The organism is Klebsiella pneumoniae complex sp. WS1778 (assembly GCF_049472055.1).
GTDB lineage: Bacteria > Pseudomonadota > Gammaproteobacteria > Enterobacterales > Enterobacteriaceae > Klebsiella > Klebsiella quasipneumoniae.
In genome coordinates, this window is sequence record NZ_JBKGTJ010000005.1 from 160,497 (window position 1) to 175,025 (window position 14,529).

At 53.5% G+C, this 14,529-nt stretch carries 16 protein-coding genes and 1 pseudogene; 10 read left to right on the forward strand and 7 right to left on the reverse strand.

Annotated elements, in window-relative coordinates; translation table 11 throughout:
- Positions 1 to 36 precede the first annotated feature (36 nt).
- Together ACLEXF_RS20730 and epmA are read right to left on the reverse strand one after the other, a co-directional pair.
- Positions 37 to 243 (reverse strand): annotated as a pseudogene (locus ACLEXF_RS20730) (glutamate/gamma-aminobutyrate family transporter YjeM); the annotation flags it as partial.
- Between the two features lie 149 nt (positions 244 to 392).
- Complete coding sequence (epmA, locus tag ACLEXF_RS20735) at positions 393 to 1,370, reverse strand: elongation factor P--(R)-beta-lysine ligase (protein WP_004206428.1); 978 nt, start codon at positions 1,368 to 1,370, stop codon at positions 393 to 395.
- Between the two features lie 274 nt (positions 1,371 to 1,644).
- Between epmA and frdA the strand changes: the two genes are divergently transcribed.
- From frdA to ACLEXF_RS20760, 5 genes are all read left to right on the forward strand, one after another.
- Positions 1,645 to 3,435, forward strand: coding sequence for a fumarate reductase (quinol) flavoprotein subunit (gene frdA / locus ACLEXF_RS20740; protein ID WP_017900930.1), 1,791 nt, complete (start codon positions 1,645 to 1,647; stop codon positions 3,433 to 3,435).
- Positions 3,428 to 4,162 (forward strand): fumarate reductase iron-sulfur protein, encoded by a 735-nt coding sequence (gene frdB / locus ACLEXF_RS20745; protein ID WP_004177729.1) that lies wholly within the window; start codon positions 3,428 to 3,430, stop codon positions 4,160 to 4,162. The genes frdA and frdB overlap by 8 nt, the downstream gene beginning before the upstream one ends.
- Positions 4,163 to 4,172: 10 nt before the next feature.
- Positions 4,173 to 4,568 (forward strand): fumarate reductase subunit FrdC, encoded by a 396-nt coding sequence (gene frdC / locus ACLEXF_RS20750; RefSeq protein ID WP_002885530.1) that lies wholly within the window; start codon positions 4,173 to 4,175, stop codon positions 4,566 to 4,568.
- 10 nt (positions 4,569 to 4,578) lie between these two features.
- Positions 4,579 to 4,938 carry a fumarate reductase subunit FrdD gene (gene frdD / locus ACLEXF_RS20755; RefSeq protein WP_002885526.1) on the forward strand — a complete coding sequence of 120 codons (360 nt, stop codon included), beginning with the start codon at positions 4,579 to 4,581 and terminating at the stop codon, positions 4,936 to 4,938.
- Positions 4,939 to 5,051: 113 nt separating this feature from the next.
- Positions 5,052 to 5,585 (forward strand): lipocalin family protein, encoded by a 534-nt coding sequence (locus ACLEXF_RS20760; protein ID WP_004206426.1) that lies wholly within the window; start codon positions 5,052 to 5,054, stop codon positions 5,583 to 5,585.
- Here ACLEXF_RS20760 and sugE read toward each other — a convergent pair.
- From sugE to efp, 4 genes are all read right to left on the reverse strand, one after another.
- The gene (sugE, locus tag ACLEXF_RS20765) at positions 5,582 to 5,899 is read right to left on the reverse strand and encodes a quaternary ammonium compound efflux SMR transporter SugE (RefSeq protein WP_004206425.1); all 318 of its coding nucleotides are present in this window, start codon (positions 5,897 to 5,899) and stop codon (positions 5,582 to 5,584) included. The genes ACLEXF_RS20760 and sugE overlap by 4 nt on opposite strands.
- Before the next feature lie 143 nt (positions 5,900 to 6,042).
- Positions 6,043 to 6,189, reverse strand: a complete 147-nt coding sequence (gene ecnB / locus ACLEXF_RS20770; RefSeq protein ID WP_004206423.1) for a lipoprotein toxin entericidin B — start codon at positions 6,187 to 6,189, stop codon at positions 6,043 to 6,045.
- Between the two features lie 157 nt (positions 6,190 to 6,346).
- Positions 6,347 to 6,478, reverse strand: coding sequence for an entericidin A/B family lipoprotein (locus ACLEXF_RS20775; RefSeq protein WP_004206422.1), 132 nt, complete (start codon positions 6,476 to 6,478; stop codon positions 6,347 to 6,349).
- A 73-nt stretch (positions 6,479 to 6,551) separates the two neighbouring features.
- A complete protein-coding gene (gene efp, locus ACLEXF_RS20780) occupies positions 6,552 to 7,118 on the reverse strand; it encodes an elongation factor P (RefSeq protein ID WP_004206421.1) in 567 nt (188 codons plus the stop codon).
- A gap of 41 nt (positions 7,119 to 7,159) precedes the next feature.
- On the opposite strand from efp, the gene epmB reads away from it, so the two are divergent.
- On the forward strand, positions 7,160 to 8,188 hold the full coding sequence (gene epmB / locus ACLEXF_RS20785) for an EF-P beta-lysylation protein EpmB (RefSeq protein WP_004206420.1): 1,029 nt from the start codon (positions 7,160 to 7,162) through the stop codon (positions 8,186 to 8,188).
- 129 nt (positions 8,189 to 8,317) lie between these two features.
- On the opposite strand, the gene ACLEXF_RS20790 is transcribed toward epmB, so the two are convergent.
- Positions 8,318 to 8,962, reverse strand: coding sequence for a winged helix-turn-helix domain-containing protein (locus tag ACLEXF_RS20790; protein ID WP_043519376.1), 645 nt, complete (start codon positions 8,960 to 8,962; stop codon positions 8,318 to 8,320).
- Between the two features lie 476 nt (positions 8,963 to 9,438).
- Between ACLEXF_RS20790 and ACLEXF_RS20795 the strand changes: the two genes are divergently transcribed.
- Genes ACLEXF_RS20795 through ACLEXF_RS20810 form a run of 4 tightly spaced genes read left to right on the forward strand, consistent with a single transcriptional unit; the run spans position 9,439 to position 14,362 of the window.
- Entirely contained in the window at positions 9,439 to 9,999 is a 561-nt protein-coding gene (locus ACLEXF_RS20795) for a fimbrial protein (protein WP_004206418.1), read from the forward strand.
- A gap of 58 nt (positions 10,000 to 10,057) precedes the next feature.
- Complete coding sequence (locus ACLEXF_RS20800; RefSeq protein ID WP_004206417.1) at positions 10,058 to 10,744, forward strand: fimbrial biogenesis chaperone; 687 nt, start codon at positions 10,058 to 10,060, stop codon at positions 10,742 to 10,744.
- Positions 10,745 to 10,779: 35 nt separating this feature from the next.
- Complete coding sequence (locus ACLEXF_RS20805) at positions 10,780 to 13,323, forward strand: fimbria/pilus outer membrane usher protein (RefSeq protein ID WP_407259960.1); 2,544 nt, start codon at positions 10,780 to 10,782, stop codon at positions 13,321 to 13,323.
- A gap of 22 nt (positions 13,324 to 13,345) precedes the next feature.
- Complete coding sequence (locus ACLEXF_RS20810; RefSeq protein WP_156235048.1) at positions 13,346 to 14,362, forward strand: fimbrial protein; 1,017 nt, start codon at positions 13,346 to 13,348, stop codon at positions 14,360 to 14,362.
- The last annotated feature ends 167 nt before the right edge of the window (positions 14,363 to 14,529 follow it).

Here is a 14,529-nt window from a genome sequence, read left to right on the forward strand (position 1 = left end):
CCATAGCCTGCCCGGCGGCACTGCCGGGCAGGTTCTTTAACTCTCCATCACCAGCGCGCCGGACGCCAGGCGCCGACGGTAGCTTTCGTAAATTCCCCACGCCAGCAGCGAGAAGAAGATCGGCCCGCCGACCATCCACAGCGTGCTGCTCCAGTCCCCGCTGTCGATGACCGGCTGAATGATGGTGAAGATATTGGCGAAGGTCACCATCAGCAACACCACGCCGGTCGCCAACAGCGTCGCCTGGCCTCATAAAACGAGCGCGGATAGTAGCAAAAGCACCGAAGGAGATTGTGGATATTCGGGCGAAAGCCGGGATAGCATGAGGGAGGGGGGATCAGGGCAGACCTGTCACCTCCCTCGCCCGCAGGCGGCGGGAGGTGACAGCGCCATCAGGCGCGGTCGACCGTAAAGGCGATCACCTCGCCGATGCTTTCAGCGCCCAGCGCCAGCATCACCACGCGATCAACGCCCAGTGCCACGCCGGAGCAGTCCGGCAGCCCCGCCTCCAGCGCCGCCAGCAGGTTGTTATCGATGGGCTGCTGCGGGAGACCGCGCGCGGCACGCTTGCGGTTGTCCTGCTCAAAGCGCAGGCGCTGCTCATGGGCGTCGGTCAGCTCGTGGAAACCATTTGCCAGCTCAATCCCTTTGTAATAGACCTCGAAGCGCTCCGCGACCCGATGATCTTCCGGGCTGATCTGCGCTAAAGAGGCCTGAGTCGCCGGGAAATGATAAATGAACGTCGGCCGATCTTTGCCGATGTGCGGCTCCACGCCCATGGTGAACAACAGTTGCAGCAGCGTGTCGCGATCTTCTTCAGTATCGGCGATATTGCTCAGATCCAGCTTCGCCGCGACTTCGCGCAGCTGCGCTTTATCGGCAGAGAGCGGGTCAATATCCAGATGACGCTGGAACGCCTGCTGATAGGAGAGGCTTTCCGCCGGCTGGCACTCCAGCACCTGCTGCAGCAGATCGTCCACCTCGTTGATCAGGCGATACATGTCATAGCACGGACGATACCACTCCAGCATGGTGAATTCCGGATTGTGATGACGCCCCATTTCTTCATTACGGAAGCTACGGCACAGCTGGAAGACCGGGCCACAGCCCGCCGCCAGCAGGCGCTTCATATGGTATTCCGGACTGGTCATCAGGTACAGATTGAGTCCCTGTGAGTGGCCCGGGCCGACGAAACGGGTTTCAAACGGGAACAAATGGATATCCGTTACCGTCGCCTGACTCATGCAAGGCGTCTCCACCTCCAGCACGCCGCGATCGGTAAAGAACCGGCGGATTTCCGCCATCACCGCCGCGCGTTTCAACAGATTGGGAATGGGTGCGCTCGGCTGCCAGGTTGCCGTCTCGCTCATGGTACTTTCTCCGATTGCAAACAAGGGCACGAAGTCTACTCGCAACCGGCGAGTGAAACAAATTTTGTGCAATCCCCGGCAGATTACATGCCATTAATCTATCGTTAACCTAAATGCATAAATATCACTGATAAATAACCGCACATATCGATAAAAAAATCGAACACGTCAATTTTCCATACTGACCCTACGGCTATACTCCTGTACCTATAAAGGAGCAGTGATACTTTTTCGCCAGCCCGGCGGCGAAATACACTAAAACTGGAGGAATGTCGTGCACACTTTTCAAGCCGATCTCGCCGTAATTGGCGCCGGCGGGGCAGGCCTTCGCGCCGCTATCGCCGCCGCCCAGGCCAACCCCAATGCCAAAATCGCCCTGATTTCAAAAGTCTATCCGATGCGCAGCCATACGGTCGCTGCAGAAGGGGGGTCCGCAGCCGTTGCCCAGGATCACGATAGCTTTGAGTACCATTTTCACGACACCGTCGCCGGAGGCGACTGGCTGTGCGAGCAGGATGTCGTCGACTATTTCGTTCACCACTGCCCGACGGAAATGACCCAACTGGAACAGTGGGGATGCCCGTGGAGCCGCCGCCCTGACGGCAGCGTTAACGTCCGGCGCTTCGGTGGCATGAAGATCGAACGTACCTGGTTTGCCGCCGATAAAACCGGCTTCCACATGCTGCATACCCTCTTCCAGACCTCCCTTCAGTTTCCCCAAATTCAACGCTTTGATGAACATTTCGTCCTTGATCTGCTGGTCGATGACGGCCAGGCCCGCGGCCTGGTGGCGATGAATATGATGGAAGGCACGCTGGTGCAGATCCGCGCCAACGCGGTGGTGCTGGCCACCGGCGGCGCCGGACGCGTCTATCGCTACAACACCAACGGCGGCATCGTTACCGGTGACGGGATGGGTATGGCGCTGGGCCACGGCGTGCCGCTGCGCGATATGGAGTTCGTTCAGTATCACCCGACCGGTCTGCCGGGTTCCGGGATCCTGATGACCGAAGGCTGCCGCGGTGAAGGCGGGATTCTGGTCAACAAAAACGGCTATCGCTATCTGCAGGATTACGGCATGGGCCCGGAAACCCCGCTCGGCGAACCGAAGAACAAATATATGGAGCTGGGCCCGCGCGACAAAGTGTCCCAGGCCTTCTGGCACGAGTGGCGGAAAGGGAACACCATTCCCACGCCGCGCGGCGACGTGGTCTACCTCGATCTGCGCCACCTCGGCGAGAAAAAGCTGCTGGAGCGCCTGCCGTTTATCTGTGAGCTGGCGAAAGCCTACGTCGGCGTCGACCCGGTGAAAGAACCGATTCCGGTACGCCCGACCGCGCACTACACCATGGGCGGTATCGAAACCGATCAACAGTGCGAAACCCGCATCAAAGGGCTGTTTGCCGTGGGCGAATGCTCGTCCGTTGGTCTGCACGGCGCCAACCGCCTGGGCTCCAACTCGCTGGCCGAGCTGGTGGTCTTCGGCCGCCTGGCCGGGGAACAGGCCATGCGGCGCGCCGCACAAGCGGGCGAAATGAACGGCTCCGCCCTCGATGCGCAAGCTGCCGATGTGGAGCGTCGTCTGAAAGATCTCGTCAACCAGGAGGGTAACGAAAACTGGGCGAAAATCCGCGACGAAATGGGGCTCTCGATGGAGGAAGGCTGCGGCATCTACCGGACGCCAGAGCTGATGCAGAAAACTATCGACAAGCTGGCTGAGCTGCAGGAGCGCTTTAAGCGCGTGCGCATTACCGACAACTCCAGCGTATTCAACACCGATCTGCTTTACACCATTGAGCTGGGACACGGTTTAAACGTTGCCGAATGTATGGCGCACTCGGCCATCGCCCGTAAAGAATCGCGCGGTGCGCACCAGCGTCTGGATGAAGGCTGTACCGAACGCGACGACGTCAACTTCCTCAAACATACGCTCGCCTTCCGCGAGGCTGATGGCACCACCCGCCTGGAATATGGCGATGTGAAGATCACCACGCTGCCGCCGGCGAAACGTGTTTATGGCGCTGAGGCGGAAGCGGCTGAGAAGAAGGAGACCACCCATGGCTGAGATGAAAAACCTGAAAGTCGAAGTGGTGCGTTACAACCCGGAGGTCGACACGGCACCGCACAGCGCGTTCTATGACGTGCCTTACGATGAGCAGACCTCGCTGCTGGACGCGCTGGGCTACATTAAAGACAACCTGGCGCCCGACCTGAGCTACCGCTGGTCCTGCCGGATGGCGATCTGCGGCTCCTGCGGCATGATGGTCAATAAGGTACCGAAGCTGGCCTGTAAAACCTTCCTGCGGGATTACACCAAAGGCATCAAGGTTGAAGCGCTGGCCAACTTCCCGATCGAGCGCGATCTGGTGGTGGATATGACCCACTTTATCGAAAGTCTGGAGGCCATTAAGCCGTACATCATCGGCAATAACCGCACCCCGGACCAGGGACCAAACAAGCAGACGCCGGCCCAGATGGCCAAATACCATCAGTTCTCCGGCTGTATCAACTGCGGACTGTGCTATGCCGCCTGTCCGCAGTTCGGCCTGAATCCGGAGTTTATCGGCCCGGCGGCGATCACCCTCGCCCACCGCTATAACGAAGACAGCCGCGACCACGGCAAAAAGGAACGCATGGCGCAGCTTAACGGCCAGAACGGCGTCTGGACCTGTACTTTCGTGGGCTACTGCTCGGAAGTGTGTCCGAAGCACGTCGACCCGGCGGCCGCGATCCAGCAGGGCAAGGTGGAAAGTTCGAAAGACTTTCTTATCGCCACCCTGAAACCACGCTAAGGAGTGCATTATGACGACGAAACGCAAACCCTACGTGCGGCCGATGACCTCCACCTGGTGGAAAAAGCTGCCGTTTTATCGCTTCTACATGGTGCGGGAAGGCACGGCGGTACCGACGGTCTGGTTTAGCATTGTGCTGATTTACGGGCTGTTTGCCCTCAAGCACGGCGCCGAAAGCTGGGCGGGATATATCGGATTCCTGCAAAATCCAGTGGTGGTGATCCTCAATCTGATCACCCTGGCGGCGGCGCTGCTGCACACCAAAACCTGGTTCGAGCTGGCGCCGAAAGCCGCCAACGTCATCATCAAAGGCGAAAAAATGGGGCCAGAGCCGGTGATTAAAGGTCTCTGGGTGGTGACGGCGGTGGTCACCGTGGTGATCCTGTTTGTCGCCCTGTTCTGGTAAGGAGGCTGAGATGATTAATCCCAATCCGAAACGTTCCGATGAACCCGTTTTCTGGGGGCTGTTTGGCGCTGGCGGCATGTGGGGCGCGATTGTCGCGCCGGTGATGGTGCTGCTGGTGGGCATTTTGCTGCCGCTGGGGCTCGCCCCCGCCGACGCCTTCAGCTATGAGCGCGTGCTGGCCTTTGCCCAAAGCTTTATCGGCCGCGCGTTCATCTTTCTGATGATTGTCCTGCCGCTGTGGTGTGGGCTGCATCGTATTCACCACGCCATGCACGACCTGAAAATCCATGTGCCAAACGGCAAATGGGTCTTCTACGGTCTGGCGGCGATCCTCAGCGTCATTACTCTGGTTGGCGTACTGTTTATCTGATCCTGCAAGAGCCCGGCAGCAATTCTGCTACCGGGCTCGCTTCATAGAAAAATCTTGCCGCCTTTGCCCTGCCGGACTCTACACTTAGCTTAAAAGCCAGCAAGGAGCATACCATGCGTATCCTGCCGATAATCACCGCGGTCGCCGTCTCGTTCCTGTCTGTCGCCTGCAGCACCCCTGCCCCGCCGCCAGGCGTCACCGTGGTCACCCCCTTCGACGTTCAGCGCTATCTGGGTACCTGGTACGAAATCGCCCGCTTCGACCATCCTTTTGAAAGCGGGCTTGAAAAGGTCACGATCGCCTGGCAGCCGCGCGATGACGGCGGTCTGGACGTGGTCAATAAAGGCTATAACCCCGACCGCGGCATGTGGCAGAAAACGGACGGGGTGGCGTATTTTACCGGCGAACCCAGCCGCGCCGCGCTGAAGATCTCCTTCTTCGGCCCCTTCTATGGCAGCTATAACGTCATTGCGCTGGATAAGGAGTATCGGTACGCGCTGGTCTGCGGCCCCGACCGCGACTATCTCTGGCTACTGGCGCGAGCCCCCACCATCGCCCCGGAAGTCAGGCAGCAGATGCTGGATATTGCCACCCGGCAGGGTTTTGATATCAGCAAACTGGTCTGGGTCAATCAGCGCTACAACTAGTGCGCGCTGATCTTCAGGCCAATGATGCCGACCACGATGCAGACAAGACTGGCGATACGCATAGCGCTGGCGGATTCACCTAACAGTACGATACCGGTCACAGCGGCGCCCACGGCGCCGATCCCCGTCCAGACGGCGTAAGCGGTACCCACCGGCAGGGTTTTCATCGCCCATGAAAGCAGCGCCATGCTGACGACCATCGCGACGATGGTGATGACGCTGGGAACCAGGCGGCTAAAGCCATGGGTATATTTCAGGCCGACGGCCCACACCACTTCCAGCAGGCCAGCGATAAATAAGACTATCCAGGACATAAGGCTCCTTTGCTGGGGCCGTCCCCGGATGAGAAACGCTTACGGGTCGTCCCGTAAGGTGGATGAAAAGTCGTAGTGAGTATATCCAACAGAATGGGGGAAGTGAAGAACGGTACGGCGCAAAACCGTACCGTCGAAGGCTGTTATTGCTGAGCTTTGGTTGCTGCGCCAGAGATTGCGCTGCCGCCCTCTGAAATATCCTGACCCACACCGCGCGTGGTGTTACAAGCGGTCAGTGCTGAAGAGAGGACCAAAACCGTAAAGAACGCTGCAATCGTTTTTTTCACCATAATGTCATCCTTAGTGTCAGTTTTGTTTTCATGCCCTATAAGCATAGACAAACCGTCCACAGATGAAGGGATCTTTGCGTTTTTTAAGAGAAAAGGAGTATTCGTGAAGGAAGCAGGCGCACCGGAAGGCGAGCGCGGCAGGCGAAACGGAAGGAAGTCAGCTTACAGCGCGAGAGATGGCGTGGCCCAGGCCCTGAATATCTTCACCGAAACCGCGGGCGGTATTGCAGCCAGACAGCAGTGCGCTGCTCAGAAACAGTAACGCCAGGAGTTTTACGCTGCGCTTCATGTGTCGTGCTCGTCGTGCCAGTACAGAAAGAGCGGCGCAGCACAGAGGCTGCGCCAGTCATCATGACGTGAAATTACTTCACGCGGGATACGTATTCGCCAGAGCGAGTATCCACTTTGATCACTTCGCCAATCTGGACGAACAGCGGCACTTTAACCACAGCGCCAGTAGACAGGGTCGCTGGTTTACCACCGGTACCCGCGGTGTCGCCTTTCAGACCTGGGTCGGTTTCAACGATTTCCAGCTCAACGAAGTTCGGCGGGGTGACCGCGATCGGCTGGCCGTTCCACAGGGTCACGATGCACTCAGCCTGATCCAGCAGCCATTTGGCATTGTCACCGATCGCTTTCGCGTCAGCAGACAGCTGTTCGAAGGTTTCGTTGTTCATGAAGTGCCAGAACTCACCGTCGTTATACAGGTAAGTCAGGTTCATATCGACAACGTCCGCGCCTTCTGCAGAATCAGTAGATTTGAAGGTTTTCTCAACGCGGGTGCCGGTCAGCAGACGGCGCAGCTTAACGCGCGCAAACGCCTGACCTTTACCTGGTTTAACGAATTCGCTGGCTTCTACCGCATAAGGTTCGCCATCTAACATGATTTTAAGACCAGCACGAAAATCGTTGCTATAGTAAGTCGCCATAAGGCCCTCTGAAATTGTTTAACTGGTAGCTAAGCCACAAAATGGCGCATATTGTAACCCTAAATACCCCATCCAGAGAAGATTGGATAACGCAACTTGCCAATGTTGTGACCAGTCCTGATGAACTGCTGCGTCTTTTAAATGTAGACGCTGATGAAAAACTGCTGGCCGGACATGAGGCCAGACGCCTGTTCCCGCTGCGAGTCCCGCGCGCGTTTATTGCCCGAATGGAGAAAGGCAACCCTGACGATCCGCTGCTTCGTCAGGTACTTACCGCCGAAGAGGAGTTTATCGTCGCCCCCGGCTACTCCACCGATCCGCTGGAAGAACAGCACAGCGTCGTGCCCGGCCTGTTGCACAAATATCGCAACCGGGCCCTGCTGTTGGTGAAAGGCGGTTGCGCGGTCAATTGCCGTTACTGCTTCCGCCGCCACTTCCCTTATGCCGAAAATCAGGGCACCAGGCGCAACTGGCAGACGGCAATGAACTATATCGCTGAGCATCCGCAGCTTGATGAAATCATCTTCTCCGGCGGCGACCCGTTGATGGCGAAGGACCATGAGCTTGACTGGCTAATGACCCAGCTGGAAGCCATTCCGCACGTTAAGCGTCTGCGTATTCACAGCCGCTTGCCGATCGTGATCCCGGCGCGCATCACCGAGATGCTGGCCAGCCGCTTCCACCGTTCGTCGCTGCAGGTGATCCTGGTTAACCACGTCAACCACGCTAATGAAATTGACGGCGAGTTTCGCGCGGCGATGGCCATGCTGCGTCAGGCGGGCGTCACGCTGCTTAACCAGAGCGTGCTGCTGCGCGGGGTGAACGATAACGCGCAAACCCTGGCCGATCTCAGCAATGCGCTGTTCAATGCCGGGGTAATGCCCTACTACCTGCACGTGCTGGACCGGGTACAAGGGGCGGCACACTTTATGGTCAGCGATGATGAAGCCCGTGAAATCATGCGTGAACTGTTGACCCTCATCTCCGGCTATATGGTGCCGAAGCTGGCGCGAGAGATCGGCGGCGAACCCAGCAAGACGCCGCTGGATTTAGGACTGAAGCAGCGTTAGCTCCCCTCCCTTGTCTGCCAGGTCGTGCTGGCAGACATCTTAATATGAATACACAGCCAGGTTGGGACTAACATACTCGGCAATCCACTTTACCGTTACCTTCTCGATATAAACCCCAGCGGCGGCGTATTATCGATGTAACACGATCAGTACGATAACATTGATAACTATCATCACGACAATCAGCGCGATTAACCAGGTGGGAACTTTAAAGGTTATATGTAATCGTTCCGATAGTTTCTCTGCCACCTTCACGCTATTTTCCCGCCTATCATTCTCCTGGATTGCTAAATTCACTGGTAGTGGAAGACTTAATTTATGGTCAATTTTCCCCGTATCATTGAAAATGACATCAGCAGTTTTACTACTGTGAAAATGCGTTAATCTTTCCCGATTCATATTCTCGCACTCTTCATCCGAGAGCGGGATAACTAAAGTATCCGGGGCGACGCTAAAGCCTTTTTGTCTGACGGTGATAATGATATCCTCAGATAGTCCGGCTTTGAGCAGCGATTTTCTCAACAAAGAGATATTTTGATAAAATGTATTTTGCGAAACTACCACACCCCGTGTTTCCCATACAGCCGCCAGAAATTCATCCCGAGAAATCACTTTGCCGCAATTCTGCAATAGCAGCAGCAAGCATCTGGCGGTAGGCGCATTGAGGCTGATGCTCTCCCCATTCCCGGCAAGCGGTCGCAGCTCATTCATATTGGCATTAAATATAATTTCCTGATTAATTATACAGCCATTAAATAATGCAATATCATCCATATCCTTGCCCCACGCAACCCTATTATCCATAACAAAAATAAATAATCCCAGCCAAACCATGGCGTGAACATTATCGCTTCAGACAGAAGCGGGGTCAGTTCACATTGAACTTCAGCTTTGAGGATACCGCATAAAAAATGACAAGCGATAGTTATCTTGTTTAAAAGCCACATTTTCAGATTAAATTTATCTCAACCTAACTCAATATCTCATTAGAAAAGGTCATTATTAAATTCACGTGTGCTTCATCAAGAATTCACAAGCATTTTTTGCACCAGACTTTTAAATTACCCCCGCTTCTCCATGGTTCGCTATGGCAAGTGATATTGTAGCGTCGTTCACAGGAGGGTAGGTTTCAGCACTATATAAGGAATGCTGGCGCTTATTTTCAATATCAATAGGAATGCATATTCCATTCCCATGATAACTGTTATCGATTCTACACAGGACTAAGTATCTATATATGGATTAATTAAATGAAAAAGACAATCGTAGCTGTAATGGTCGCTGCTTCTGCAGTTCTGAGTGCTCAGGTAATGGCAACCAACACCGCTCAGGTAACTGTACTGGGTGAAGTCTCTGATGCAGCTAACTCTTGCGTCGTGACTCCGACGGGTACCCTGAACAACGGTATCGTTCAGCTGATGACCGTGACCACTACCGAAGCGAATGCTGAAGCGGCTGGTGCTCTGTTTAAAACTCAGGACTTCGGTTTTGACGTGAAAGACTGCGCACAGGGTAGCGCCACTCCGGTTACTGCTGTAACCGTCAATGTGACCGGTGCCTCCAGCAACGCTAACATCCTGGACAACACCGCACCTGGCGGCGCTACCGGCATTGGTATCGGTATCCAGCGCGTACGTGATGCACACCGCGTAGGTTTCGACGGTTCTGACCTCATGACCGAAAGCTACACTGCAGCTGGCGGCACTCAGCTGAAGTACACCACTGGTTATGTGAAAGTGAACTCCGCGACTCCGGTTACCGAAGGTCCGGTTAAAGGTGTTGCGACCTTTACTATCGATTATACCCTCTAATTTTTCCCCGAAGGGCTCCGCTTCACGGCGGGCCCTTTTTCGCATTCAGAGAAAAACCATGTTCAGGAACTTATTAAATATCACCGCATCCTGTGCATTACTCCTCAGTAGTATTGCCCATGCTGGTATTGTGATTGAGTCCACCCGCTACCTCTATAAAGAAGGTGCGCGTGAAATCACCGCGCAAATCGAAAATAAAGATGACATCCCTTATCTGATTAAATCCTGGGTTGAAGCGCCGGCAGGGAAAACGCCCTCTTTTATGGCTACACCTCCGTTATTCCGCCTTGAGGGTAAGCAGCAGAATACCGTGCGTCTATTTTCTACCGGAAACGTCAATGCCCCGAACGACCGGGAATCCATATACTATTTTAACGTGATGGCCATCCCGCCGGCGGACGATGAGAAAGCCAACGCCAATACTATTCAACTGGCGGTCCGCCACCGCATGCGTCTGGTCTATCGTCCAAAAGCACTTTTCGACCTTTCTCCAAACATTGAAGCCAAAAAACTCGAATGGCGGAAATCAGGCACAAAACTGACGATTAAAAATCCGACACCGTTTTTCTTCTATTTCCATAGTGTTCAGATTGGTAGCAAAGAAGTGAAGCCGGAAGTCAACTCGGTCGCTCCAATGACGACCAAAGAAGTGACATTAAAAGAAAATATCAATGCCTCCAGCGTCAACTGGAAAGTAGTTAATGATTATGGCGGAGCAGGATCGCTCTATTCCTCATCGCTGTAATAAGAATTTTATTTTATCATTATAGGGATGTGTCTATGCCAAATAAGAATAATGGATTATTCAAACTATCCGCGGTCTTCCTCGCAATGCTTCCGGCATTGCTTTCTGGTTTGAATAATAAAGCGCAAGCACGTGACTTTTTCGATCCCTCATTCATTAGCTCATTGAATGGTAGCGATCCATCAACCACTCCCGACTTATCTATTTTCCAGACGCAGAACGCACAGGCGCCAGGGGATTATCGGGTAGATATCATGTTTAATGGTCGCTATCTGGATACCAGGACAATGAAGTTTGTTGCGAATAGCCGTGCCACTGGGAATAATCGAGAGCCCGCCCTGGTGCCCTGTTTGAGCCTGAAAACATTGGCAGAGTATGGCGTACGGGTTAAAGCCTTTCCCGAACTGGTCGAGGATAAAAACGGCTGCGCCAATCTTTCAGTCATCCCGGATACCAAAGCGGATTTCGACTTTACCGTCCAGCGCTTGAATATATCCATTCCGCAGGCGGCACTATCTACCACCGCGCAGGGATATATTCCACCGGATCAGTTTGATGACGGCATCAACGCCCTGCTGGTGAACTATCAGTTCAGCGGCTCAAACGACATGCAGGCCAATGACGAATACTACAGCCTGAACCTGCAGTCTGGCCTCAACGTTGGCCCATGGCGTATCCGTAACCTCAGCACCTGGAATAAAAACAACGGCGATGCGGGTGATTGGGACTCAGCCTATCTCTACATGCAGCGCAGCATTCGTCCCATCAACAGTAACCTGGTGATGGGTGAGAGCTCGTCACTCTCAGGCATCTTTGACAGTGTACCGTTTACCGGTATTCAACTGGCCACCGATACATCAATGTTGCCGGAAAGTATGCGCGGCTATGCGCCGATTATCCGTGGTATCGCCAAAACCAACGCCCGTGTCTTCATTAAACAAAACGGCTACCAGGTATACCAGACCTACGTGGCGCCTGGCGCGTTTGAAATCACCGATATGTACCCGAGCGGCGGTAGCGGCGACCTTTACGTCACCGTGGAAGAGTCCGACGGTTCTAAGCAGGAGTTCGTCGTACCGTTCGCTACGCTGCCGGTGATGGTCCGTGAAGATCAGCTGGAATATGAAATTACGTCTGGTAAATATCGTCCTTACGACGGCGGGGTCGATGAAACGCCCTTTACGCAAGCTACCGCGACCTACGGTGTCTCAAGTAGCCTGACGCTTTATGGCGGGGTGCAGGCCGCATCGCGCTATCAGGCCCTGTCAACAGGCCTCGGCTATAACCTCGGCGAGCTTGGCGCCGCCTCGGCAGACGTCACCCAGGCCTGGTCAAAAATGAAAGACGACGAAAAGACCTCTGGGCAGTCATGGCGTGTCCGTTACGGGAAAAATATTATCGAAACCGGTACAAACGTGACTATCGCTGGCTACCGCTATTCCACCCGCGGATTTAATACCCTCTCTGAAGTGTTAGATAGCTATTCTAATGATGGCAAGTATACTCCTCGCTCGCTGCGCAACCGCACCAATCTGACGCTGAATCAAAGCCTGGGTAAAGGCCTCGGCAGTCTGTCTATCAGTGGATTGATTGAAGATTACTGGGACGATAAGCGCACCAACAAGTCGATCAGCGTGGGGTACAACGGTGGCTTCCGCAATGTAAACTATTACCTCGGGTACAGCTATAACCGCTATACCTGGAGCGGGAATAACTCCGGGAAAGACGCCCAGGACGATCAGCGTATCTCGCTGACCGTCACGCTGCCGCTGAGCAACTGGCTACCGGGCACCTATACCAGTTATCAGTTAACCAACAGTAATCCGGGGTCTACCGATCAGTCGGTCTCCATCGGTGGTAACGCGCTGGATAACGACAGCCTGGAGTGGAGCCTGCAGCAAGGATACAGCAACCGGGAATACTACAGCGGCGATATGCGCGCAACCTATAACGGTGCTCGCGGCAGCGTCAATGCCGGTTACAGCTACGATCGCGGTAGCGAGCGTATAGACTATGGCGCCAACGGCAGCATTGTCGCTCATGCCGATGGGGTCACGCTTGGTCAGGACATCACCGATGCCGCCGTACTGGTTAAGGCCCCAGGTTTGGATAACGTCAAGCTGGCCAACGATAACACCATCACCACCGACTATCGTGGTTACGCCATCGTACCTTATGTCACGCCTTATCGTCGCACCGATATCACCCTCGATAGTACTTCGCTTGGCGAAGATATGGAGCTTCCGGAAACCACGCAGAGCGTCGTTCCGACACGCGGCGCCATCGTGCGGGCCAATTATGCCGGTAATATCGGCCAGCGCGCATTTGTCCATCTGAAAACGGCCAGCGGCCAGGACGTACCTTATGGTGCGATGGTGTTACTCGCCGGGAGCAGCCAGGCACAGCCAGGCATCGTCAGCGAAGCCGGGATGGTCTATATGTCCGGCCTGCAGCAAACCGGAATACTTAACGTGCAATGGGGCAAAAGCGCGGCGCAGCAGTGCAATGCTTCCTTTACTTTACCGGCCAGGGAAGGCAAAGCGGCTGGCATCAGTCAAATCGAAACAATTTGTCGCTAATATTGACCAAGGACAATAAAGAATGAGAAAAACACTGATTTTTCTATCTATATTATTATGTTGTTGTGAAGCAGCTGCCAAATGCGATTATGATGGTTCCGATGGGCAAGCAGTATTTAACTTAAGTCCTAAAATCGCAACGGATCCAACAATACCCGTTGGTACAGTTTTGTATACCAAAAAAGTTGGTACCGGACACTATAAAACCTTTGAATGCAGCAAGATAATGGGTGATCAGTATATCATTACCTCATCCGCACCCGAGGTCTCTGGTGTCACGGGTATAATGGGAAAACCGGTCTATGAAACGGGGATTGATGGTATTGGTTTTCAGTTTTCAGATATTCTGGACAGCAAGCATGGTTCAATTAAACCCGCAGTGGCACAATCTACGATTGTGCCAATTTTAAAGTCGAATGATGACTACAGATTTATGACAGTATGGTTAATAAAAACAAAACCTGTCATTGATACATCCGGCGTCAGTACCAATCCGGTATTTAAATTCTCAGCGGGTAACTTAAGCACCAACCCCAGGGCGTCAGATCGTCTGTTAATGACTGCGTCTCTGAAGTTCAAGAGTATTTCTTATAAGGCGACCTCCTGTGATATTACTGTGTCTGGACCGAGCCAAATCACCTTAAATACAATTGAAAAAAATACATTAATGTCAATCCCTCGGGGTGGCACAACCCCATCACAGAAAACTATCACAATGGACGTTTCATGCCCAGCGGGTTCAATTGGTAATAAACTTTACTATTGGTTTAACCCAGTTAGTGGCACCAGTCCTGCGGGGAATGGCATCATCGATAATCTGCTAACAGGAGGCGGAGCAGCAAGCAACGTTGGCATTATCTTCAAAAAAGACAATAGTCCCGTTATATTTTATGACGCAGAGACCTACAGTATTGCCAGCGCTCAAGCATCGCAAAAAATTAACTTTACCGCCGATTATTACCGAATGAGCGACAACAGCGCTGAAGTCTCGGCCGGGCATGTAAAAGCGATACTTGAGGTAGTAGTTCAGGAAGAATAAAGAGAACCATAATCTCATAAAAGGTGGATAATGATATCCACCTTTTTTATTTTTCCATACATAATCAAAAGCATTATGATATATACGGATGAAAGTAATGCACTACAATTTGAGTCACGTCCATAATAATAGCTTAATTTAACTTGCTAAAATTAATATTGCTTTAT

What these genes read in the sequence shown, in the direction of transcription:
- ACLEXF_RS20805 (WP_407259960.1), top strand. Translation starts at nt 10,780, where the DNA reads ATGCCAAATAAGAATAATGGATTATTCAAACTATCCGCGGTCTTCCTC.
- frdD (WP_002885526.1), top strand. Translation starts at nt 4,579, where the DNA reads ATGATTAATCCCAATCCGAAACGTTCCGATGAACCCGTTTTCTGGGGG.
- frdB (WP_004177729.1), top strand. Translation starts at nt 3,428, where the DNA reads ATGGCTGAGATGAAAAACCTGAAAGTCGAAGTGGTGCGTTACAACCCG.
- sugE (WP_004206425.1), bottom strand. Translation starts at nt 5,899, where the DNA reads ATGTCCTGGATAGTCTTATTTATCGCTGGCCTGCTGGAAGTGGTGTGG.
- ACLEXF_RS20810 (WP_156235048.1), top strand. Translation starts at nt 13,346, where the DNA reads ATGAGAAAAACACTGATTTTTCTATCTATATTATTATGTTGTTGTGAA.
- ACLEXF_RS20760 (WP_004206426.1), top strand. Translation starts at nt 5,052, where the DNA reads ATGCGTATCCTGCCGATAATCACCGCGGTCGCCGTCTCGTTCCTGTCT.
- frdC (WP_002885530.1), top strand. Translation starts at nt 4,173, where the DNA reads ATGACGACGAAACGCAAACCCTACGTGCGGCCGATGACCTCCACCTGG.
- epmA (WP_004206428.1), bottom strand. Translation starts at nt 1,370, where the DNA reads ATGAGCGAGACGGCAACCTGGCAGCCGAGCGCACCCATTCCCAATCTG.
- ACLEXF_RS20795 (WP_004206418.1), top strand. Translation starts at nt 9,439, where the DNA reads ATGAAAAAGACAATCGTAGCTGTAATGGTCGCTGCTTCTGCAGTTCTG.
- efp (WP_004206421.1), bottom strand. Translation starts at nt 7,118, where the DNA reads ATGGCGACTTACTATAGCAACGATTTTCGTGCTGGTCTTAAAATCATG.
- ACLEXF_RS20775 (WP_004206422.1), bottom strand. Translation starts at nt 6,478, where the DNA reads ATGAAGCGCAGCGTAAAACTCCTGGCGTTACTGTTTCTGAGCAGCGCA.
- ACLEXF_RS20800 (WP_004206417.1), top strand. Translation starts at nt 10,058, where the DNA reads ATGTTCAGGAACTTATTAAATATCACCGCATCCTGTGCATTACTCCTC.
- ACLEXF_RS20790 (WP_043519376.1), bottom strand. Translation starts at nt 8,962, where the DNA reads ATGGATGATATTGCATTATTTAATGGCTGTATAATTAATCAGGAAATT.
- epmB (WP_004206420.1), top strand. Translation starts at nt 7,160, where the DNA reads ATGGCGCATATTGTAACCCTAAATACCCCATCCAGAGAAGATTGGATA.
- ecnB (WP_004206423.1), bottom strand. Translation starts at nt 6,189, where the DNA reads ATGGTGAAAAAAACGATTGCAGCGTTCTTTACGGTTTTGGTCCTCTCT.